The organism is Vibrio sp. Y29_XK_CS5 (assembly GCF_024181835.1).
GTDB classification, from domain to species: domain Bacteria; phylum Pseudomonadota; class Gammaproteobacteria; order Enterobacterales; family Vibrionaceae; genus Vibrio; species Vibrio harveyi.
This window is the reverse complement of record NZ_JAMZAM010000001.1, coordinates 1,524,864-1,547,163: the sequence shown is the minus strand read 5'-3', so window position 1 is coordinate 1,547,163 and position 22,300 is coordinate 1,524,864. Positions and strand designations below refer to the sequence as shown.

Below are 22,300 nucleotides of genomic sequence, written 5' to 3'. Positions count from 1 at the left end.
TTCTTTTTCCGCTTATTATCATTTATTTTCAACCAAATATAATGCCCGCCATTCCAAACGTATTTGCTGCGTTTTTGATTTTTATCTTTCGATGGATGGTATCCGGGAGGGGAGTATGTCGAATTTTGTTGTTGTCGGTGGTGGTGCTGCGGGTCTAGAAATGGTCACGCGTTTAGCGAGCAGTTTTGCAGGCAAATCTGACCATACCGTTACTTTGGTTGAGCCATCTTCTCATCACTTATGGAAACCAAGGCTGCATGAGATTGCGGCGGGCACGTTTGATAATGAGCTCGATTCGGTTGCGTTTCGTCTTCATGCTGCTTGCCACGGTTACCAATATGTTCAAGCGCGCATGTCAGGCTTAGACCGTGCGAACAAAACCATCACTGTGAGTACTGAGTTTTCACCAGAGCAGACCGGGCTATCGCAGCAGTTAACACTGGATTACGATTACCTCGTGATTGCCGTTGGTGCGATCAGTAACGATTTCAAAATTCCGGGCGTGAGCGATCATTGCTTATTCTTAGATTCCGCTTCTCAAGCAGAAAAAGCGTGGGAACAGATGAAGCAAATGCTAGCAAATGGTGGTTCACATCGTGTTTCTATCGTGGGTGCCGGCGCAACTGGTGTTGAGTTAGCGGCTGAATGGGCGAAAGTCAGCAAGCAATTAAACCGCTACCAAAATGATACTCAACTTTCCATTACGCTCATCGAAGCGGCGGATCGTGTGCTACCTGCAAGTGCTGAGTGCATGTCTGCCAAGGTACTGAAGAAACTACAAAAGCAAGGCGTTAATGTTCGCTTAAACACCAAAGTTCAACGTGCAGAAGCAGACCGTATCGTGACGGAAAATGAAGTCATTCTTGCCGATCTACAAATTTGGGCAGCAGGGATTCGATGTCCAGATTGGATAGCGAATCTCGATGGTCTAGAAAGTAACCGCATTAACCAACTTAAAGTGCTGCCAACACTGCAAACTACTCTCGATGATAGCGTGTTTGTTATTGGTGATAGTGCTGAATGCCCACAAGAAGATGGAAACATTGTGCCGCCACGAGCGCAAGCTGCCAATCAAGCTGCAACACATTTGGCGAAGCAATTTAAACGCTTAGTGAAAGGCAAAGAGTTAAAACCGTTTGTGTTCAAAGACGGTGGGATGGTCGTCGCGCTTGGGCATGACTACGCGGTTGGCGCATTGATGAATGACAAAGTCGTATTGCGTGGACGCTACGTTCGCCGCTTGTACGACACGATCTTTAGGCTGCATCAGCGCGTTATTTTCGGTTGGTTCCGCGTGTCGGCTTTGGTAGTGCTTAAACGCGTAAAAGGTTTATTGAACCCATATTACAAAGGCTCTTGGTCTTAATCCAAGCCGTGACTCTTCGATTCCATTTTTTCATTTTTATCGAGCGCCCAAATCATCAGGATTTGTGGCGCTAGGTGTTTTTTATGCGTCATTTGCAACTCTCTTTGCCCGTTCAACTTCTTATTTCTGCCCTACTTGCGTGGAGTGGGGCTCAAGCCATCCTTCTTCTTATGGACCATGGACTGGTCGACAAATCGCTTTTACTGTCGGGTGATTACTACCAAATTTTAATGTTGGGCAAAACGGTCTATCTCGGCTTACTGAAAATGGTAGTGGGTTTGATGGTGCTGTTTTCTCTTGTCGAAGGCATCACCAATATTGGTTCAACCGTTCGTCTTAAAGCTCTGGGGGGGCGAACACTACTTTTCTACAGTTTCACCACCTTAATTGCCATTAGTTTAGGGCTTGGTGCGTCGTTAGCTTTGCCTGCATGGGAGCCACTTAATCAAAGCGTTTCTGTGGGTAGTGATGTTCATTTGATTGACGAGCAAGGTGCTGGTGGTGCCGCCATACTCACCAACCTTGTCAAGATGGCGATGGTGAATCCATTTGCTGCACTGGCGAATGGTAACTTGCTGGCGATCGTGGTTTTCTCCTTTATGGCAGGCGTTGCGATTTTGCTTTCTGTTCCATCGGGTCATCCGTTGCTAGCGGTGATCTCGGGGCTGAACAAAAGTGTTAACACCATGATTCGAGGCATCGTTAAGCTGTCTCCGATTGCTATTTTTGCGATCGTGTTTGATATTACGCTGACCTCAAGTGGGAATCTGATTCAGCAACTTGCGTTGTTTGCGTTACTGGTGTTTGTGCTCACGATGGTGCACGGGCTAGTGGTATTACCGACGATTGCTAAGGTAATGACCGGGATTTCTCCAGTTGCACTGTTTAAAGCGATTTCAGCCCCATTAGCCATGGCGTTCGCAACGTCATCAAGTGCGGCGGCGCTGCCTTTGGCAAAACAAAGTGCGGAAGATAATTTAGATGTCGCACCCGAAGTCAGCAGTATGGTGCTGCCGCTCGGCTCTGTAATGAATATGGACGGCACCGCGTTATTTGAGGGTGTCGCTGCAATTTTCCTAGCACAGTTGTTCGGGGTGGATTTGAGTACCACAGGGTTGGTGATGATCTTTATCATGGCCATGGTTTCTTCCGTTGGTGCGCCAGGCATGCCTTCGGGCTCCATGTCGGGTATGCAGTTAGTACTACTAGCTGCGGGCATTCCATTGGAAGCGATAGCCATTTTATTAGTGATAGAAAGGCCGTTGGATACGTTCCGCACCGCCGTCAATGTGGAAGGAGATTTGATTGCGACGCTTGTCATCGACCGTTGGCAAAAGAAACAAGCTGGCGATGTTTTTGACCAACATACAGCGGCTTCGGTGAGTTAACCCTAACGCCAAGTCGGTTCTTCTTTAATATCGAGCTTGAAAAAAGGAGTGACATTGTGCGTCACTCCTTAGTTCCTATTAGGGATTTGGTGTTTTATCTGAACCCGTCATCATTACCACGAAAAGGTTTGGATGATGTTGTCTTTTGCCATTGGGTTAGACGCAATCGCGTGATTGATGTTTCTTAGAAAATCGTCGCGAGAATCCAACAGCCAACCTTTTTGAGGAACGATGTTGTTGCCATGGTCGCCCCAGTAAAAAGTATCAATGTTCAGGTTTTCAAGCAGGTATTTTTCCTCTTCCAACACCTGCAGTTGTGTCGGCATAATGAACTCACCATTCTTCACTTCCTGCTCCATCACCGTTCCCGGTTGAATCGCAAGTGCCATTGGGGCAATTTGCTCAGGATTCATTTGGTTCAAAATATCGGTTGTGGCGATGATGTGCTCTTTTGAACGCTCACGCCCACCAAGTCCAAAGATGAAAGAGAGCAATACTTCGATGCCAGCTTCTTTCGCCATTGCCATGCCTTCAATGGCTTGTTCTGGTGACATGCGCTTTTTGATGCGCTCTAGAACAATTCGATCACCCGATTCAAGACCGGAATACGCCATATCAAGTCCAGCATCTTTGAGCTCTTTTAGCTCTGCAATGGTTTTACGGCGGAAATCGTTCATGCCACTGTAAAGTGAAGTCTTTTTGCACTCAGGGAACGTGGAGCGCAGTTTGTCGAAGATCTTGAGCAAGTAATCCGTGCGTGCTGCCATAACGTTACCGTCGATTAGAAAGATCGACTCTACGTGTGGGTAGATAAGGCGCGCTTCCTCAATATCTTTAAACACATCCTCAATGGGACGCACTTTAAAGCGCTTATCATCAAACATGCTACAGAACGTGCACGTATTGATGCTACAGCCCAGCGTAGTTTGGATAAGAATGCTGCGGTATTCCGGCCATGGTCGGTAAACTTTGCCCTCATAGTTCATAAATGGATCTCCAGTTAAAGGCGGGATGATTCAGTGCCATCGCTCGCTAAAGACAGAGGGGATAAGCGCAATATAACGTCGCCTTATTCCCGATGACCGAAGATTAACAATGTTGGTAATTGTTGATAATTGGTGTTTCTATCGAATGAGTTTTTAGATTTTATTGATAATTAGGGGCAGGGATTTTGTTGGAATGCAGATAAAAAACACCCAGCCGAAGCTAGGTGCTTGAACAAAAATAGCAATATTTATTTTGGCTTGAGTTAGACAAGCTTCGCAATCACAGTTTCAATGGCATCAATCACTTGCTGTGACTTTGGCTCGTTTAAGGCGTCACGATGAGGTGCCGCAAAAGCTTCAATGTCGTTATCGAAGTAAGCGCCATGTGCTTGTGCAAACTCATCCGATAGTGCGGCACGAATTAAAATGTCAGCACCCAAGCGAATATCGCCGCCAGCAATGCCGTAAGCGTCTTTTACCATCTTGCTACCAAGTAGAGACTTTGGATTGACTGATACAACCATAGGACCGACGTTTTTCAACTGTAATCCCATCACGCGTGACCACATGGTAAGTGCCAGTTTGCTTTGTGCATAAGCTTCACCGTCTGACAACGGTTTGTCACCCATTAATGCCTCAATGCTAACAGGAGCTTGCGCAGCAGAAGACAAGTTCACTACACGCCCTGTATTGCCAAGCAACGGAAGTAACTCTTTTGTCAGTAGGTAAGGCGCAATGGTGTTGACTGCAAAACGCACATCTAGGTTATCTTGAGTTCTTGCGTTTGGTGTTGCGTATACGCCAGCGTTATTGATGATGACGTCCAGCTTGCCAAAGCGCTCTGCTATTTCTGCAACCATCTGTTTCACGGCGCGTGGAGAAGACAAATCCGCAACAATACTTTCGACTTTACCTGCGTTTATCTCAATCAAGCTCTGTTCTACGTTTTGGACTTTTTCTTGGTTACGACCGTGCACGATCACATGATGTCCGTCAGCCACTAACATTTTCGCTGTTTCTAAACCAATGCCGTCTGTAGAGCCTGTGATCAGGATGATTTTTTGCATAGCTGAGATTCCTTATGAATTCGATATGAAACAATCATAGTGGCATCTTCCGCATTAGACTATTGAGGGCGTTGGGGAAACACTTTATAGGAAAAATTGAAAATCAATCTATTGGTGTTTTTGTGGGCGAATCGACGAATTCACCCCCTTTGAAATGCTATGGTTATTTTAAGCGTTGCTTAAGATTTGAGCAGCTTGTTTAACTTAAAATATACTCAGCCAAAGAGGTCTCTATGTTAGGTGAAAATCACTCATTAACTCATGAATTCCCAGAACATTTGGATACCATCACTCAACTGACAGCTAACGACTCCGCGTTTGCTGAAAACGCTAAAAACTACAACACGCTCGACAAAGAAATCCGTGAACTCGAATTGCGAGGAAACCCAATCGACGACCATGAAATGAACACTTTAAAACACAACCGTGCAGAACTAAAAGACTGGCTTTACTCAAAAATAATGAGCGCATAACCCTTCAAGTGCTTCATCAATGGCGGCTCGAATCTTCGAGCCGTTTTCGTATCTGCAAGATGGGTTGTTAGCTTAAGCACGCTATTTAACGGGTAGATGCCCAGTCTTCACCCAGATCACCGTTTCTTGTTCCACAAAAGGAAAGTGCTCACTCATGTGCGGACTGCGCAACCATGTGTGAGTTGGATACTCACCAAATTCGTCTCTAAACTCGCCCGATAATACAAAGATCTCTTCGCCACCAAAGTGACGGTGTGGCTGGAATCTTTCGCCTTTTGGCCACTTTACCAGCGCCACATGTTCGTGTTCGAAATCGTGCAATGGCATCACCTGCAATCCGCCAATACCCGGCAGCCAATCTGCTTGATGAGTATGAATTCGTACCGTTTCAATATCGCTTGGATCAAACTGGTTGAGTTTTACCAAGATTACACAGCCTTCACGACTAAAAGGCGCGTGTTGGCTGCCCGGAGGGTTGCGTATATAAGTTCCGGCAGGGTAGTCGCCATGTTCATCGGAAAACACCCCCTCAAGCACTAGGATTTCTTCCCCATACGGATGAGGGTGGGTAGCAAACGCTGAGTTTGGCTCGTACTTCACTATGCTGGTGGTATGTCCTGACTCTTTAGCTTCACGCTCTAACGGTTTACGCCACACGCCAACAGCAGGGCTAGCGATCCATTCCTGTTCTGCGGTTTTAATCACCAAGCGTTGTGAAAAATCCATGTTTAACATAGTTGCTTCCAGTATTTGTTTATGTCTAGTACGTATATCCAAGCATCTTGGCGTCATCTGGGTAATAGAGCGATTCTAGTCGCTTTCGCGTGTTTGCCAACCAGGAGTTTTCACAAGGTTAGGTATGGATTTTTCGAGTGATACGGAGGGCTTGCCGGTTAACCTTATGATTATTATTGATAATTTACACATAAGTTAATTTTACAAATTGTTACATGCTTCGCTTTTTTTACTCTTTGTTATGTTATAACATAACAAAATAAGGAAAAACGTAGTGAATAAGAAATTGGTCTCTTTAGCGGTTGGTAGCTTGTTTGTTTCCCCAGTTTTTGCCGATACGCTTTCGAACCCTCAGATTGGCGTAGTGCTAGACGGTTACTATCAAGATGGCCAACGTCATAACTCAGAGCGTGAAGAAGGTTTTGGTCTTGGTCACACTGAGTTGAACATGTCTGCAAACATTGATGACAAATTCCACGGTGCGCTAACAGCAGTATTAGAAAGCCATGGCGATGAAACAGAATTGATGCTTGAAGAAGCTTTTGTCGAGACACTGGCACTTCCATACGGTCTCAATGTTCGTGCTGGTCGATTCCTGTCTGATTTTGGTTACCTGAACAATCAACACATGCACACTGACAGCTTTGTGGAGCGTCCGATTGCTTACCGCACATTCCTAGGCTCGCACTACTACGATGATGGTGTACGCGCAAACATTGTGTTGCCAACGGATCTGTACGTGAAATTTGGCGTTGAAGCATTAAGTGGTAGCAAGATGTCTTCTGTTGAAGAAGGCTCCAAAGTAGGCGTTTATACTTCTACGCTGAAACTAGGTAATGATTTCTCTGAGTCGTCTAGCTGGCAGTTTGGTTTAAGCTACCTGCGTAACGAAAACGGGAAAGTGAAAGAGTTCGAAGATCACGACCACGGTCATGGTCACGAAGAGGAGCATGGTCACGACCATAATCATAGTGCAGCAGTCACTGGTGCAAACCTTTACGGTGCAGATTTCGTATGGAAATGGGCTCCAGATGGTAATTACAAATACAGCAACTTGACGCTATCAGCGGAATACATGTTGTTGGACGGCGTGGTAGACAGCAAGTTTAAAGATGATGCGGAGTCGCCAGATAACCTAAGCGCATACTACGTATCAGGTGTTTACCGATTTAACCCAAGCTGGTCAGCAGGTCTACGTTACGGTGAAGCAGAAAGCTACGATGGTCATGCTCACGGCGACCATATGCACTTCACTGCACTGAATGATAAAGAGATAGATGCGATGATCGCGTGGGATTCTTCTCACTTTGGTACTATCCGTGCGCAATACACTCGTATCGATAACCAAGACAGCGAAACAGATAACGTATTTACTCTGCAATACGTTATGACATTTGGAGCGCACGGTGCACATGCGTTCTAAGCTGACACTGACTCAATGCAGTTTAGCGATGATGGCGGCGGGGGCTGCCATCATCTCTTCGCCTGCTTTGGCTCTCAACATCTTCGTTTGTGAGCCAGAATGGAAAGCCTTGTTCGAAAGCCACGCACCAGAAGCCACCATCTATTCTGCGACCACAGCAAAGCAAGATCCGCATTACGTCCAAGCTCGCCCTTCTCTAATTGCTAAGATGCGCCAAGCTGATATGGCAATGTGTTCCGGCGCCGAGTTGGAAGTAGGGTGGCTACCCATGTTGCAAGTACGCAGTAGCAATGCAGCGGTACAAAACGGCGCACCGAGTATGATTTACGCAACGGATTTCGTTCGAATGTTAGATATTCATGACCACGTCGACCGTAGCATGGGGGACATTCACGCCCATGGCAATCCGCACGTGCAGTTTGCTGCCAACGATATGATTCCACTCTCGCATGCGATCACCGAGCGTTTGAAAACCATCGATCCAGATAATGCGCAAACGTACCAGTTTAATGGCATGAAGTTTCGTGCGCATTGGCGTAAAAAACTCAATGAATGGAATGAAAAAGCCGCGCCATTAAAAGGGAAGCAAGTGGTGGGATATCATGCGACTTATCGTTATTTGTACGATTGGCTTGGCATGGAGCAAATTGCTGACTTAGAACCAAAACCGGGTATCTCGCCAACCACATCTCACCTGCAATCACTCACCAAGTTAGATGCCAATAGTTTTGATGCGATTGTTTACTCATCTCACCAAGACCAGCGTCCAGCAAATTGGTTACAGCAGCATACAAACAAACCTGTGATTCAACTGCCACTGACGGTTTCTAAAGGTGAAAGCTTGGATGAAATGTACGATCAAGTTATCGACGATTTATTGGACGTGCTCGTGCAACCCATTCCGGTGAAGATCTAAACCATGGCTGAGTATGCATGGTTATTGCCAGCGGTGTTGTGCGGCTTAATTGCTCTGGTTGGCAATGTGGTTCTTGGGCAACAAGTTCTCAATCGACAGATCATCTTTATTGATTTGGCGGTGGCACAAGTTGCCGCTTTGGGAGCTGCGCTCAGCCATTATTGGTTGAACCAATACGCACTGTTTTCAGGCTCCTTCTTTGGTGAGATGGTTGGTCCTTGGGTGATGTCGTTATTGCTTTGTGGTCTGATCGCTGTAATGGAGAAGCGATACCAACAGCATTTAGAGCCGATGATCGGCAGCCTGTTTGTAGTATCCGCATCGCTGGCGATTTTGCTCGTGAGCAAAGACCCACATGGCGGTGACTTCATTCAAGGCATCCTTAATGGTCAGTTGTTGTGGGCAACGTGGGCGGACGTTTGGCCTTTGGCTTTGATAACCGCGGCGATGCTGCTGTTGGTATGGTTCAAGCCTGAGTTTATGCTGGGCAGTGGCTTCTATCTTATCTTTGCTATCTTGATGCCGATTACGGTCAAGCTCACGGGGATTTACTTAGAATTTGCGTTGTTGGTGATTCCGGCTTTGTGCGCCGCAGCATTGAAAGGGATTCGGTTCTTTATTGCGAGTATCAGCATTGGTATTGTCGGAATACTATCGGGCATTGCTGTTTCGGCTCGTTACGATTTACCAAGCGGGGCGAGTATTGTCATCACCTTGTTTATCGCAGGTATGTTGTTCAATCTTTTGCTGCAACCTTGGTTGCTCAAATCGCAATCTGCTTGCAAAGGTCAAGAGCATATCGCGCAATGATAAAAAGGCTCCGCATTCACGGAGCCTTTTGTTTAGCACTGCTTTTTCTTATTAGTAACGCCTGATCAGTCTTCGTTTATAGACCAATTAGCCACTCTCTCTGTTTCTATTTTAGCAAGATTTGAAAATAGGGAGAATTTGAGGCTGAATCGAATCTGTCAAAGTGTTATCCAACGCAGGGAATAATTGATTGATTCCGGTTTCCGATAAGCCCAACCACGCCATCAAACTTGCATGCAATTGATCTGAAGAAATGGTGGGAATAACACGCCCACGAGAAAGCAAATACGGACTATGTTCAGATAAATCCGGGTACTCACCCACAATTGCTTTTCCTGCTACACCACCGCCCATGACTAAGGCGTGACTTGCCCAGCCGTGATCCGTGCCATCGGTGCCGTTTGGAATCAGAGTTCGACCAAACTCAGAGTGAGTAAATGTCGCCACTTGCTCAAACAACCCATTGTTTTGTAATGCTAATTGGAACGCTGCCATTGCTTCTGCCAACTCTTGCAACAAACCAGTTTGACGATTGATTTGTGCTGAGTGAGTATCAAATCCTCCCAACTTACAACTGAAGTACTGAGCAGGATGTTGGAATTGATCTTTATGCAGAATCAGCTTGAACACCGCTTTCAATTGCTTACCGATTCGTGTTTCAGGGAAAACATCGGTGATCTCGGAATTCAGAATCGAACTAAACTGCTCATACATTCTGGTGGAATCTACCGCGACACCTGCGTAATGCGATTGAAAAATATTGTTGTAACTGCCGGTACTTTGCAGTTGATCGAACAAGTCGCGTGAACGTTGATCATTAAAAATATCGCTTGGAGGTTGAGATCCCACCGAGTTGGATTGTGCTTCAATACAATTTGTCCACACCTGTGTACCGCCAATATCAAACATTGGCGATAGTTCGTTTAGATTGCGCAGCATGGTACCTAGCTCGGTGGATGTCTTTGCACCAAAGCCTTCTTTCGATAAAGACTTGGTCGCATGAGACTGAACCATGGTGGATTGATGCGAGTGGCTGAACAGATGCGCTGGTCGCGTACTTTCGCCATATATCACGTTGTTTACGCGTTGAGTCAGTGGTCCTAGGTTAATCACAGGTACAAGGTTCGCGCTGTCCCAGTAAGGTTTGAGCGCCGCCATGGCAGGGTTGAGCGCCAGCTTTGCGGTGTCGTTCACGGCATCTAGGTAAATACACGTAGTTTCATCCAAAGCCAAATTGCCACGTAGGGCGCGATATTGAGCGTTGGCATTGGCTGCCGTTGGAATAAGCATGTTGTAGCCATCATTACCGCCTGCAAGGTCAATGCCGACAACAGCGCGATATCCGTTTTGGCATTGACTAAACGAGTCAGCAAAGGTAGGAAATGCCGCTAGGTTCAGCGCAGAAATACCCACACCAGCGGAACTTGCTTGTAAAAATCGACGTCGAGTTAAGTTCATGATGTTTACCCCTGTGTGATGAATTCTGGTGAAAGCAGTGCGTTCATGACGAGATTCTTAATCTCTTTGCGCCATTCCGGTTTGCGTCCCGGACACTGAGCGAGGTAATCGAGATAGCATTGGCGCGCTTGCTCACTCATTTGAAAAGCGAACAAATGCTCGTTGAGGTAATCAACAACCCCTTCATCATCAAACGCAAGGTAACGGATGAACAAGGTTTCATCCATGTACCAATCTTTGTTTTCCTGTTCGAAGCGAGCAATCAACTCACGGAACTGAATCCCGTATTGGTATATGTCATGCCATTGATACACATTAAACTCGGGGGCCACCAAACCATTAAAATCAGGATGATTTGGCGCGTCATCAGGTTGATAGTAATAAAACACAGATGGGGCAGATAAAGGCAACGTTCGACTATACCAATTGAATTGTTTTGGCCACATCATCACACCGTCACGACGCTTCACTTGCAGAGTGCGCATCGCATGAGTAAAGACAGATAGCGGGTCACGCAATTTGCCCACTGAGTTACCAGAACGCAGGGCGTCTTTGTCAGTTAAAATCGCAACTACTAGAGTTTGCATGTCGCCATCAGAGCGTTTAAATGCCCGGCGGACACGGCGAATGTAGCCCGCTCTCGGGTTACTGGTCACAAGCTTATTGATGAAGAACTTGGTTACAAAAGTGTAGAGTGTGTTCTGCTTCATCAAATGCTCAATCACTGCTTCCAGCTCATCCTCTGCACCCACACCGGCGGGGAAGGTTTTACCAAGAATACGTTTTTCGCCCATGTCATGCTCGCCGCGTGGCAACATCGGTTGGCTGTATTTGTCATTACCGCGGATATCAATGAACTTCCAGCCGGTAAACACGCGGGCCAGTTGTTCAATATCTTCTTGGGTGTAAGATGCCATTTCGTTACCTTCGGCATCCAAACGGACTTCACCGTTATTACGAAGCTTGACAGGACCAAGAGTGAATAACTGCAACAGCTCTCGCGCGTAGTTTTCATCTGGTGCAGTGAGCTCATTAGAAACGTTGTTTACGAAGGTTAGGTATTCGCCCATGATTGGCGATTTCGATACAAAGCGAATCACATCACGGAAGTTCGCAAAAGCGTTATCGAGCAGCCCATCGAAGTAATTACACATGTAACGACGCTTAGACGCCGCACTAAATGCTGGGTCTTTTACGCTCACGACAAACAGTTGAGAAAGGGTATAACCGATGCGTTGACGCAGAATATCGTTGCCTTCCACCGTCATGCGCGTCCAACTGCTGGCGTAATACAAGCCCTGTCCTAAGTCGGGAACATTCAACTCATCTTGTTCAAAGTGAGTAAGCCAAGATGAAGAAGGGATAAGTGTTTGTTGAGCGACCCAGTTTTCAATGCTTCCTGATTGAACGAGGTCATTAATGTCACGTTGGGATGGCCCAAATGTGCACTGTTGCAGCGTTCTTGCTGCATCTATGTAAGCCTGATTCATTTTATCTCCCGTAGGTATTGTTATCTTTGTCAGGTGAGGCGTCTTTCTCGCATCCATGTTTAAAAGCACGCTGTATCTTTAAAATCGTAATCCAGATTTTTGATAACAAGAATGTAATACCCACAGGTTTATTGTGACTTTGCTGCATAATCTAAGAATTAAATGGGTGAGCTTTAAGTGAAAGGCTGCTTATTCAACAAAAAGCGCATTTGTTACGCAGCAACATCGATAGAACAGTGACGGAAACGCATTATTTGGCAAATCATCATCAAGATGTCTTGATTAGTTCACATCCGACTCCCAGACTGTTTCTATAGTTTATGAAAGACCCTGCGTACGAGAAGCGCAGCTGTAATGCGACTAAGCATAAAAACAACAAACGCTAGGGATAACAGCGAATTTGTAATCTCAACATTTAAGGAAGACCAAGATGAAACCGGAAAAAGTAGCAGTAGTCACTGGTGCGGCTCGTGGTATTGGCCAAGCTATTTGTGAGCAATTACTGGAGGATGGATTCCACGTAGTCGGGCTGGATATATCGCCTGTGGAATGGAGCCAGTCAGCGCAGTTAAGCAATTATCAAGTCAATTTGTGCGATGCCGCAACCGTTAGCGAAGTGGTAGATAGTATCGTAAAACAGCATGGCAGAATTGATGCGCTGGTTAATAACGCCGGCATTACTCGTGATGCATTGCTGCCAGACATGCTAGAGCAAGATTGGGACAGCGTTATCGACGTGAACTTAAAAGCCGTATTCTTACTAACTCAACGTGTTGCCCCTGTCATGCTAGAGCAGGGGGAGGGCAGTATTGTAAGCATTTCTTCTATCGTGGGAACGGATGGCAATATCGGTCAGAGCAACTATGGCGCAAGTAAAGGCGGCGTTATTTCAATGAGCAAAGGCTGGGCGAAAGAGCTATCGAGAAAGGGGGCACAGATCCGCGTCAATTGTGTCGCGCCAGGTTTTATCGCCACCGACATGACCAAAAACCTACCAGAAAAAGTCATTGAAATGATGGAAGGCAAAACCCCATTAGGTCGAATGGGGTCAGTACAAGACATCGCTAATGGTGTGTCCTTCCTCACCTCCGACAAGAGCGCTTACATTACAGGACAAGTGCTCAAGATTGACGGTGGTTTAGTGCTTTAACCAACGAACTAAACCTCAAATAACAAACGCCCTTCATCTGAGTGAAGGGCGTTTTTGTTGGATAGAGTCAACTTAGTTATTGGAACCCGTTTTCCATAAAAACAGGTTGAAGCTGTTAATCATAAAAACGCTTAACAGCCTCATTGGCGCCTCGATATAAACGATTGAGCGTTTTATTGAAGTTATAGCCAAGACTTTTCTAATTTCGCTATTTTGAGTTTAGAAATGTTTTTGTATGTGAAGTAAGAGCGCAATTCTTCGTTTCTTATTCAATAATAGAATGGAAAAAATTAGTTGGATCAGAGGTTAACCTTGGAGGAAGTATTATCACTTTTATTCCCTAAATTAATCCATTAATATTTCCGTACTTATCCAATTTTTAAGCTCACCAAACTCTTCAATGTCTGCGGCTTTTCTTTTTTCAATCTCAGCTCGCTTAGGCCATCTGCAAATACTACTTATAGGGTATTCAATTACGCCACTGGGGTAATTTGAGTTATACACATAAATCACTTCTTCACTATTCGATAGATCGCAATTTAGAGCAGATAACATCTCTACAAAGTAAGCATTATGTGTAACCCCTCGAGAGTTCGCACTCCAAAGGTAGACTTCATCACCTTCAGCATTACTTGGATCATCACTTTCAATACGAATACCTTGCCAAATAACATTGGTAGCAAAAGGATTGTCGGCATGGCGTGATTGCATGGTTAACTCTGGAAAACTAAAGCGTCCCTCATTGTCAGTTGTCGTGTAATCATGTATTTCATCATCGGTAACATCGATAAATTCATAGCTTCTTTTTAATTTAACACCAGGTAAGGGGGAACCATTGTTGGTAAGTTTTCCAGTCACTGGAGGGAACAGCTGAACCGTTTTCTTTCTAAACATTTTGTTCTCCAAGCCAAAATCTGAAAGTGTAAAAACTAACAGAAAACTGAGGTGTGTTAACGATAGTAAACCTCTAAGCATAGCCAAACTATTGATATGCATATGGTTTGCCTCTGGCATGCTATATGCCGAAAACAGAACTGGCAATATTGTCTAAGACAAGATAGTGATCAATTTGGATTTGTTGTCAAAAATGAGACGTCAGTTCATTGGAGCGGCTTTCTATTATATTTACCGTTAACAGGAACCTTCATTTTTTCAATCGTTTATTAGACTGAAACCTCCTTAGATGCGTTATGCGACAGCCTCTGGACAGAAGTTATTTGTTGTTAATGTCCTCAAATGATTATATCCAACAATGAGTTTAGAAATGTTTTTGTATGTGAAGTAAGAGATCAATTCTTCGTTTTTTATTCAAGAATAGAATAGAAAAAATTAGTTAGCTCAGAGGTCAACCTTGGAGGAAGTATTGTCACTTTTATCCCCTAAATTAATCCATTAATATTTCCGTACTTATCCAAATTTTTAAGCTCATCAAACTCTTCAATGTCTGCGGCTTTTCTTTTTTCAATTTCAGATCGTTTAGGCCATCTACAAATGCTGACTATAGGGTATACAATTACGCCACTGGGGTATTTTGAGTTATACACATAAATCACTTCTTCACTATTCGATAGATCGCAATTTAGAGCAGATAACATCTCTACAAAGTAAGCATTATGTGTAACCCCTCGAGAGTTCGCATCCCATAGGTAGATTTCATCATCTTCAGCATTGCTTGGATCATCACTTTCAATACGAATACCTTGCCAGATAACATTGGTAGCAAAGGGATTGTCGGCATGGCGTGATTGCATGGTTAACTCAGGAAAACTAAAGCGTCCCTCACTGTCAGTTGTCGTGTAGTCATGTATTTCACCATCGGTAACATCGATAAATTCATAGCTTCTTTTTACTTTAACACCATGTAAGGGAGAGCCATTGTTGGTAAGTTTTCCAGTCACTGGAGGGAACAGCTGAACCGTTTTCTTTCTAAACATTTTGTTCTCCAAGCCAAAAGCTGAAAGTGTAAAAACTAACAGAAAACTGAGGTGTGTTAACGATAGTAAACCTCTAAGCATATCCAAATCATTGATATGCATATAGTTTATCTCTGGCATGCTATATGCCAAAAACAGAACTGACAATATTGTCTAAGGCAAGATAGTGATCAATTTGAATTTGTTGTCAAAAATGAGACGTCAGTTCATTGGAGCGGCTTTCTATTATATTTTCCGTTAACAGGAACCTTCATTTTTTCAATAGTATATTAGACTGAAATTTCCTTAGATGCGTTATGTGACAGCCTCTGGACAGAAGTTATTTGTGGTTAGCATCCTCAATTTTTATGCCTAACAATGAGTTTAGTTAAGCTTAAAAAATTAAAAAAATGTCCTTCGCTTAGGTTAAGGGCGTTTTGGTTTCAAGATAAAGGCATAAATATTTGGAGAATTAAGTTGCCAGTTGTTTACTCGGTATAACAAAACGCAATTGGTCTATCCGTAAAGCACAGATGTAATATCCATAAAAAACATGGATTATGCATATGAAAAAATTATCGCTACTTGCTCTGCTTGTTCTCTCTGGCTGTAACCAGCAAAACACCACGCCTTCAGCGCCAAATCACAATAGCCAATATCAGAGTTTTAAAAAAACACCGGAGCTTGCTGAAGAACTTAAAGCTCAGCCTACAATTGATGACCAATTTGCTCTGCTATATCGAAAATTTGATTACACACTAGACAGAAGCGACTCCCTGACTGGTCGTGATGAAAACAAGGACGGAATACGCGACGATATTGAGGCATTCATCAATGCGTTAGAAGTGTCAGAGCCGGTGCGCAGTGCGCTTAAGCAAAACGCGCGTTACTCTCAAAAGAATCTATATCATGATTGGAGTGAGAAGACTGAGGCTAATATTGACAAAGCCATGGCGATTGGTGACGAATACGATAAAGTCATCGCTTGCAAAGATTTTGTCGGTATCCCAGTAGATGATTTAATCGATACGTCAAAAACAATCAGAGCATTAACATACAATACAAAAGCCAGAACTATGGCTTATCTGGCTTACAATCATTTGCAAGATGGTGCAGTCAGTACATCGCTTCCAGCTGAGGAAAAGTACTGTGAATAAGCTAACAAATGCTTTTTTACTTTGCATGGTGCTTCCCGTGCATGTTAGTGCGAACTCCTGTGATATAGAAGGATACACAATAAGTTTTTTTAATGGTGTCGCTACATCGCGAGACTCGGCTAAGGAGGGGAAGTACAAAATAGAGTCGACTCTTGGTATCGAACAGTTCAACGGTGAGCCCGTTGAATACCAACTGTTCTATAATGACTCTTACATTGAAAGTAACGGGTTGAATGTTTTAGCTGATTTTGCTGAAACTTTTGACCAAAGAACAGAAGAGTTGGGTCAAAAGCAGTTTGACCGATGGGAAGCGTTTTGGGAAATTGTTAGCGGACGTCAGGACAGTTCCATTATCCAAAAAATTAGCGCGACTTTTTCATGGTTTAAAGGGTTTGTTTCTGATCTTGTCAGCCAAGGTATGAATACGATGATTCGTGAGTTTTTACAACTCTTGAGTGCTTCGATTGATTCACCTGATACTGAAAAAACTCAGATGCAGCATAAACTCATCAATGATTCCAATACATGGAAAGGCAAAAAGCTAATTTATATTGCTCACTCGCAAGGAAACTTATGGGTGAATCAATCTTACGAGTATGTCGTTTCTCAATTAGGATACGACGCAGATAATATTCACGTGGTTCATATTGCGCCGGCCTCGCCAACATTAACCCCCGATAGTGACTATATTTTATCAACGTCTGACCTTGTTATTAATGGCTTGCAACTAACAGGAATCGGCTCTGTCCCTGTACCAAATACCGTTATAGCACCGAGTACGGCAGATATTGCAGGGCACGGTTTAATTGAAATCTATCTAACTCATCCTGACTCGATTAGCAAAATCAAGAAATCCGTGGGACGAGCGTTTGATTCACTGACCAACCCAGACATGGAAGAGCATCTTTTTGAAGTGACCTATCAATACACGCCTTCTTTTGTCGAAAGTCACGCTGCACCAGAGATTAAATTTGTCGATAATCCAAGTGGGGATTGGTTTGAAAAGGCTATGTATCCACATTACGATGACTCGTACTTTGAATATGATTCTGCCAACTACAACTATAAGCTCAAACCGGTTGCAGGCTTGAAATACTTATCTCACCAACACGACAAGAAAGACAGAGAAAACCAAACGTTTACCGTTGTTCAATGCTCAGATATCCCAAACGATGACCCATTTATACTGGGTGAAAAATCCCAAGCATTAATATGGTACGGATATGATGAGCAGCCGGAAAATACAAAAGTTATTGTGACAGTCAGAGATAGGTATGGAAGAAAGCTACAAAGTGGAGAGCAATCAGTGAGTAAGTTGCGTCGTAAAGGGTGGAGTTATCAAGGTATTTTCCTTGATTTGGAGGCGAAAAAACCTTACTCGCAGAAAGAAAAGAATTTCATAGAGAAACAAAACCTAGAGAGTAAGTACGAGCTTTATTCTTACGCAATTCTACTGCCGACTACATCATGAATAGACATTAGGCTCAATGCACGGGATGACTTTGTGGCGTTGACCTCGTCCAAAAACGAGCTCCGCCAAGCTAGAACAATACAAATAAAAAACGCCCTTCTTATCTCTAGGAAGGGCGTTTTTCTTTTGTTTAAATTATCTAGGTAGATTACCTTTCACGCACGTAAGTGGTTTGTACTAAGGTATCCAAAACAACTTCGCAATTGGTCACTTTAAAGTTGAGAGGCTGTTGCAAATCACCAAACAAAGGTGCGCCGCCGCCAAGTAGAATAGGGAAGCGCGTGATCACCATTTCATCGATAAGATCTTCTTTTAAAAAGCTCTGAATCGTCACACCGCCGTCGATGTATAGCTCGTTAAAGCCTTTTGCATTCAGGTCAGTAAGCACATCTTTTAGCACGCCTTTTACTAAAAAGACTTTGTCTTCGTAGCCCTGTGGGACTTCTGTCATGGTATTGCTGAGTACGAACACGGGTTTACTGTACGGCCAATCACAATCAAAACTCAGCACAACATCTAAGGTATTACGCCCCATGACTAAGCCGTCAATACGTTCCATTAATGGGAAGAAGCCAGTATCAATATTGTCGGGATTTGGTACGGATTGTAGCCAGTCGAGTTTGCCTTGTTTATCTGCGATGTAACCGTCCAGACTGGTTGCAATAAATACGATATTTGCCATGAGTACCTCATCAAAGTAGTGATGCTTGAGCCAAGCTAAAGTATGGGTTAAAATTAATTCTACAATGTAGAATAATGCTGAGTTTATCGAGAAGATCAAATGTCTGTCAACGAAAAGAAACGTGGAAGACCGACCGCAAAGCAGTCACAACTGAGTGCAGAAAGCATTTTGGAGTCGGCTAAGTTATTGATGAAAAAGGAAGGAAAGGTACCAAGTATTCGCCTGCTAGCGACCCAATTGAATGTGGATCCTATGGCGATCTATTACTACTTCAAAAACAAAAATGCTTTGCTTGAAGCGTTAACAACATCGTTGGTGGAAGACATTTATCAACCGCAAGCAAATGAAGATTGGCAAAGCGAACTCAAACACCTGTGCGTTAGTTATATTGAGCTGTTGCGTGAGTATAACGGGCTGTTGCAAACCATGTTGAGCATGACATCCCACGGACCGGCTCAAGTGTTTACTGAGCGCTATCAATTGATTGTTCAACCCTTGGGTTTATCCCAGCAAGTAGAGAAAGACAGTTTGGATCTGCTGGCGGATTACTTACACGGTTTTGCGCTGTCGATTAGCTGTTGCCATGATGCGAGCTTGATTAAGACTGATATGTTGGATGGACCGTTAAGTCTGATCTGCTCATCATTGTTGGTATCTCGAACCTAGCTCACATTCACGCGGTGTTTGGGTATATACCCTGAAAGAAATTCCCATAACCAAAGGTTCTAACTAAAAGAGATTACAGGACTTTTATTTGGTTAATTAGACCTAATATCTTGGTTATGCCCGAAGCGAAAGGCGAAGGGATACTTTCAATAATGCTTGCTGGCGTGCTAGAGCCGTCAGTTTGAAGATGCATTCAAACACAATAAGGGATAACAATGGCTAACGAATACATTCCACCAAAAGTTTGGACAAACGATAATGAAAATGGCGGTCAGTGGGCGAGCATTAACCGTCCGGATTCTGGCGCGCGTCATGAGCAAGAGCTTCCAGTTGGTGAGCACCCATTTCAGCTTTACTCAATGGGTACGCCAAATGGTCAGAAAGTGACGATCATGTTTGAGGAGCTTTTGGCGGCAGGCGTAACAGCAGCTGAATACGACGCATACCTGATCAAGATCGGCGATGGTGACCAATTTGGTTCAGGCTTTGTGTCAGTAAACCCGAACTCGAAGATTCCGGCTTTGGTTGACCGTTCAGGTGCTGAACCGGTGAATGTTTTTGAGTCTGGCAACATCTTGTTTTACCTAGCAGAGAAGTTTGGTCACTTCCTACCAACAGAAGGCGCGAAGCGCGCTGAGGTAATGAACTGGTTGTTCTGGTTGCAAGGTTCTGCGCCATACCTAGGCGGGGGTTTTGGTCATTTCTACGCGTATGCACCAGAGAAGTTCGAGTACCCAATTAACCGCTTCACTATGGAAGCTAAGCGTCAGCTAGACGTGCTGGATAAGCGCCTTGCGAACAACGAATTCCTAGGTGGTGACGAGTACAGTATTGCCGATATCGCAACATGGCCATGGTACGGCAACCTTGTTCTGGGTCGTGCGTATGATGCGGCAGAGTTCCTAGATGTGGAGAGCTACAAGAATGTTGTGCGTTGGGCGAAAGCGATTGATGAACGCGAAGCAGTACAACGTGGTCGTATTGTTAACCGTTCATGGGGTGAAGAGTGGGAACAGGTACCTGAGCGTCACAGCGCTGCAGACATTGATTCCGCACTAGCGAAAAAGTCTGCGTAATCGCTTCATCGTACTAAACGAAAAAGGAATGCTTGTGCATTCCTTTTTTTGATCCCTAGTGGTGTGTTTTCTCGATTAAGAAGTCGATAAGCACACGAACCCGCTTAGCTTTTTGGGTGTTCTTGTGAAAGTAAACATATAAGCCAGAATAGGGCTGCCAATATTCTTCAAGCACAGGCACCAACTCTCCAGTGCGAAAGCCCTCTTGTACGATAGGCGTCACAATACGACCAATGCCTAACCCGTTGATGGCAGCGTCAACCATGAGATCGGTGTCGTTGACGATCAGCGCGCTTGGCATGTCGATGGTGATGGCTTCCCCTTTGTTGTTCAACTTCAGCGGTGCGATTTGATTAGAAGAGATAAAGCGGTATTGAATCAACTTATGCTTTTTTAAGTCTTCTGGCGTATTGGGTAAGCCGAACTGCGCGACATAGCTTGGTGATGCAAATAACGCTTCTTTCACTGGGTGAGTGAGCTGACGTGCAATCATTCCTTCTTCCACTTTATCGCCAAAGCGGATACCCATATCAAACCCTTCACGAATGATATCGACAGTTTTATCGGAAACAGAAATTTCCAACTGGATATCGGGATAACGTTGGCAAAACTCAATGTAGATAGGTTTGAGCAAAGATTGATAAACAAAGCGTGGCACCGTGATACGAACTTTGCCCGATGGCACTCGGCTCAAATCACTTACACTCTCGACTGCGAGGTTAAGATCAGACATGGTAGTCAGTGTTCGATCGTATAAGCGTTGCCCTGCTTCTGTCAGCTCAATGCGACGAGTGGTGCGGGTAAATAATGGCAAGCCGAGTTGTTCTTCCAGCATTTTTAGTGCCTGACTCACCGATGGTGGTGCGATTTCTAACTTACGCGCTGCGGCGGTGATGCTGCCTTCTTGTGCAATAGTATGGAACATCATTAATTGATTGTAGGTGGTGCCGTTCATGTTTCATCCTAGTGTTGCGTTTATTGTTAGTTTCTACCTAATAATAATTTAAGTAAAGAGCATCTAAAACTAAAGGTTACTCCAGCGTATTCTCTCCATCGGTTAACGCTTCGAAACAGAGGAATCACGATGAGCAAAGTACTGGTAATTTCAGGTCACCCAAACCTAGATGAGTCATACACCAACACAGTTATCCTAGACGAGCTAAAAGCAGGGCTTAGTGATATTGAAGTTCGTCGTTTAGACACTCTGTATCCGAACTACCAAATTGATGTTGAGGCAGAGCAAACTGCGCTTATGAGTGCTGATGTGGTTGTGTTGCAATTCCCATTTTACTGGTACTCAGCACCGGCGTTGTTGAAAAAGTGGGTAGATGATGTATTCAGTTTTAACTTCGCTTACGGTCCTGAAGGCGACAAGCTAAAAGGCAAAGACTTCATTCTGTCATTTACGATTGGTGGACCTGCAGAGTCTTACGATCCACTTGGTTACAACCACTTTACTATCGAGCAGTTTGTTTACCCATTCCAACAAACGGCTTATTTGGCGGGTATGAACTATCGTAAGCCAGTTTATACCCATCGTATGGTGTACATTCCAAATGTGTATAACAAGTTGGAAGAAGTGCAAGCACGTGCAAAAGATCATGCGAGCCGCTTAGCTGCACAGATTGAAGAAATCACCGCTTCACCAGAGAGCCGTATGCAGACATTTGTTGCTGAGTGGTTCGCCAAATTTGATGTTTTAGAAGAAGGGACGGAGTTCTTCACAGACAAGTTAGCGCAAGACGTGAAATGGTCGATGCCAGAAGGTGAATTTTTAGGTCATGATGGCTTTCGTGATTGGTATGCGATTGCCCGTTCGACTTTTAAACCAAACTGTGACCACGACGTTCAGCAGATCGAAGTGAAACCTAATGGTGATCGTTTTCAAGTGGAACTGCGTATTCGATTAACAGCAGACAGTTATGATGATTCGATGATGAAAGGTGAAGCAGTCAACTTAAACGTTAATGAGACATGGCAAGTGTCGATTGATGAGAGTGGACGAGTCATCATTCATGAATACAGCGTTGTTCCAGTGGTGAGTTAACGGCCCTTAGCTAGCAATTCATTGCT

The 22,300-nt window shown here is 44.3% G+C and carries 21 protein-coding genes; 12 read left to right on the top strand and 9 right to left on the bottom strand.

All coding sequences use genetic code 11. The features are described from left to right. Positions 1–115 precede the first annotated feature (115 nt). Entirely contained in the window at positions 116–1,366 is a 1,251-nt protein-coding gene (locus NL647_RS06970; RefSeq protein WP_045486460.1) for an NAD(P)/FAD-dependent oxidoreductase, read from the top strand. Between the two features lie 83 nt (positions 1,367–1,449). Then, positions 1,450–2,754, top strand: a complete 1,305-nt coding sequence (locus tag NL647_RS06965; RefSeq protein ID WP_047514057.1) for a dicarboxylate/amino acid:cation symporter — start codon at positions 1,450–1,452, stop codon at positions 2,752–2,754. A 113-nt stretch (positions 2,755–2,867) separates the two neighbouring features. On the opposite strand, the gene NL647_RS06960 is transcribed toward NL647_RS06965, so the two are convergent. Both NL647_RS06960 and NL647_RS06955 read right to left on the bottom strand, forming a co-directional pair. Continuing rightward, positions 2,868–3,740 carry a radical SAM protein gene (locus NL647_RS06960; RefSeq protein WP_114092774.1) on the bottom strand — a complete coding sequence of 291 codons (873 nt, stop codon included), beginning with the start codon at positions 3,738–3,740 and terminating at the stop codon, positions 2,868–2,870. Between the two features lie 263 nt (positions 3,741–4,003). Beyond that, on the bottom strand, positions 4,004–4,807 hold the full coding sequence (locus tag NL647_RS06955; protein ID WP_253649886.1) for an SDR family NAD(P)-dependent oxidoreductase: 804 nt from the start codon (positions 4,805–4,807) through the stop codon (positions 4,004–4,006). 233 nt (positions 4,808–5,040) lie between these two features. Here NL647_RS06955 and NL647_RS06950 point away from each other — a divergent pair, with 233 nt between their 5' ends. After that, positions 5,041–5,280, top strand: coding sequence for a YdcH family protein (locus NL647_RS06950; protein ID WP_005452761.1), 240 nt, complete (start codon positions 5,041–5,043; stop codon positions 5,278–5,280). An 81-nt stretch (positions 5,281–5,361) separates the two neighbouring features. Here the strand turns inward: NL647_RS06950 and NL647_RS06945 are convergent, their stop codons facing one another. Continuing rightward, entirely contained in the window at positions 5,362–6,015 is a 654-nt protein-coding gene (locus NL647_RS06945; protein ID WP_005452759.1) for a cupin domain-containing protein, read from the bottom strand. A gap of 274 nt (positions 6,016–6,289) precedes the next feature. On the opposite strand from NL647_RS06945, the gene NL647_RS06940 reads away from it, so the two are divergent. The 3 genes from NL647_RS06940 to NL647_RS06930 are packed head-to-tail and all read left to right on the top strand — an operon-like array spanning position 6,290 to position 9,164. Then, positions 6,290–7,438, top strand: a complete 1,149-nt coding sequence (locus NL647_RS06940) for a hypothetical protein (RefSeq protein WP_253649885.1) — start codon at positions 6,290–6,292, stop codon at positions 7,436–7,438. Next, entirely contained in the window at positions 7,428–8,354 is a 927-nt protein-coding gene (locus NL647_RS06935) for a zinc ABC transporter substrate-binding protein (protein WP_253650111.1), read from the top strand. Before NL647_RS06940 ends, NL647_RS06935 begins: the two co-directional genes overlap by 11 nt. A 3-nt stretch (positions 8,355–8,357) precedes the next feature. After that, positions 8,358–9,164, top strand: coding sequence for a metal ABC transporter permease (locus NL647_RS06930; RefSeq protein ID WP_017189559.1), 807 nt, complete (start codon positions 8,358–8,360; stop codon positions 9,162–9,164). 111 nt (positions 9,165–9,275) lie between these two features. On the opposite strand, the gene NL647_RS06925 is transcribed toward NL647_RS06930, so the two are convergent. Beyond that, positions 9,276–10,622: a DUF1501 domain-containing protein gene (locus tag NL647_RS06925; RefSeq protein WP_199450999.1), complete on the bottom strand. Its 1,347-nt coding sequence runs from the start codon at positions 10,620–10,622 to the stop codon at positions 9,276–9,278. A 5-nt stretch (positions 10,623–10,627) separates the two neighbouring features. Beyond that, positions 10,628–12,112, bottom strand: coding sequence for a DUF1800 family protein (locus tag NL647_RS06920; protein WP_253649884.1), 1,485 nt, complete (start codon positions 12,110–12,112; stop codon positions 10,628–10,630). 430 nt (positions 12,113–12,542) lie between these two features. Here NL647_RS06920 and NL647_RS06915 point away from each other — a divergent pair, with 430 nt between their 5' ends. Beyond that, complete coding sequence (locus tag NL647_RS06915) at positions 12,543–13,262, top strand: beta-ketoacyl-ACP reductase (RefSeq protein ID WP_188014569.1); 720 nt, start codon at positions 12,543–12,545, stop codon at positions 13,260–13,262. Positions 13,263–13,607: 345 nt separating this feature from the next. Here NL647_RS06915 and NL647_RS06910 read toward each other — a convergent pair whose 3' ends face one another. Beyond that, the gene (locus NL647_RS06910) at positions 13,608–14,276 is read right to left on the bottom strand and encodes a carboxypeptidase-like regulatory domain-containing protein (protein WP_253649883.1); all 669 of its coding nucleotides are present in this window, start codon (positions 14,274–14,276) and stop codon (positions 13,608–13,610) included. 365 nt (positions 14,277–14,641) lie between these two features. Then, positions 14,642–15,316 (bottom strand): carboxypeptidase-like regulatory domain-containing protein, encoded by a 675-nt coding sequence (locus NL647_RS06905; RefSeq protein WP_238929522.1) that lies wholly within the window; start codon positions 15,314–15,316, stop codon positions 14,642–14,644. A gap of 425 nt (positions 15,317–15,741) precedes the next feature. Between NL647_RS06905 and NL647_RS06900 the strand changes: the two genes are divergently transcribed. Both NL647_RS06900 and NL647_RS06895 read left to right on the top strand, forming a co-directional pair. Continuing rightward, on the top strand, positions 15,742–16,332 hold the full coding sequence (locus NL647_RS06900; RefSeq protein ID WP_253649882.1) for a chromosome partitioning protein ParA: 591 nt from the start codon (positions 15,742–15,744) through the stop codon (positions 16,330–16,332). Then, positions 16,325–17,803 (top strand): hypothetical protein, encoded by a 1,479-nt coding sequence (locus NL647_RS06895; protein ID WP_253649881.1) that lies wholly within the window; start codon positions 16,325–16,327, stop codon positions 17,801–17,803. The genes NL647_RS06900 and NL647_RS06895 overlap by 8 nt, the downstream gene beginning before the upstream one ends. Positions 17,804–17,951: 148 nt before the next feature. Here NL647_RS06895 and NL647_RS06890 read toward each other — a convergent pair whose 3' ends face one another. Then, positions 17,952–18,485, bottom strand: a complete 534-nt coding sequence (locus tag NL647_RS06890; RefSeq protein ID WP_253649880.1) for a dihydrofolate reductase family protein — start codon at positions 18,483–18,485, stop codon at positions 17,952–17,954. 99 nt (positions 18,486–18,584) lie between these two features. Here NL647_RS06890 and NL647_RS06885 point away from each other — a divergent pair, with 99 nt between their 5' ends. Then, a complete protein-coding gene (locus NL647_RS06885) occupies positions 18,585–19,151 on the top strand; it encodes a TetR/AcrR family transcriptional regulator (protein ID WP_005452711.1) in 567 nt (188 codons plus the stop codon). Positions 19,152–19,366: 215 nt separating this feature from the next. Then, positions 19,367–20,227 (top strand): glutathione-dependent disulfide-bond oxidoreductase, encoded by an 861-nt coding sequence (gene yghU / locus NL647_RS06880; protein ID WP_038897823.1) that lies wholly within the window; start codon positions 19,367–19,369, stop codon positions 20,225–20,227. A 55-nt stretch (positions 20,228–20,282) separates the two neighbouring features. Here the strand turns inward: yghU and NL647_RS06875 are convergent, their stop codons facing one another. Continuing rightward, entirely contained in the window at positions 20,283–21,182 is a 900-nt protein-coding gene (locus NL647_RS06875; protein ID WP_038897824.1) for a LysR family transcriptional regulator, read from the bottom strand. Positions 21,183–21,311: 129 nt separating this feature from the next. On the opposite strand from NL647_RS06875, the gene NL647_RS06870 reads away from it, so the two are divergent. Then, positions 21,312–22,274 carry an NAD(P)H-dependent oxidoreductase gene (locus NL647_RS06870; RefSeq protein ID WP_009697049.1) on the top strand — a complete coding sequence of 321 codons (963 nt, stop codon included), beginning with the start codon at positions 21,312–21,314 and terminating at the stop codon, positions 22,272–22,274. The last annotated feature ends 26 nt before the right edge of the window (positions 22,275–22,300 follow it).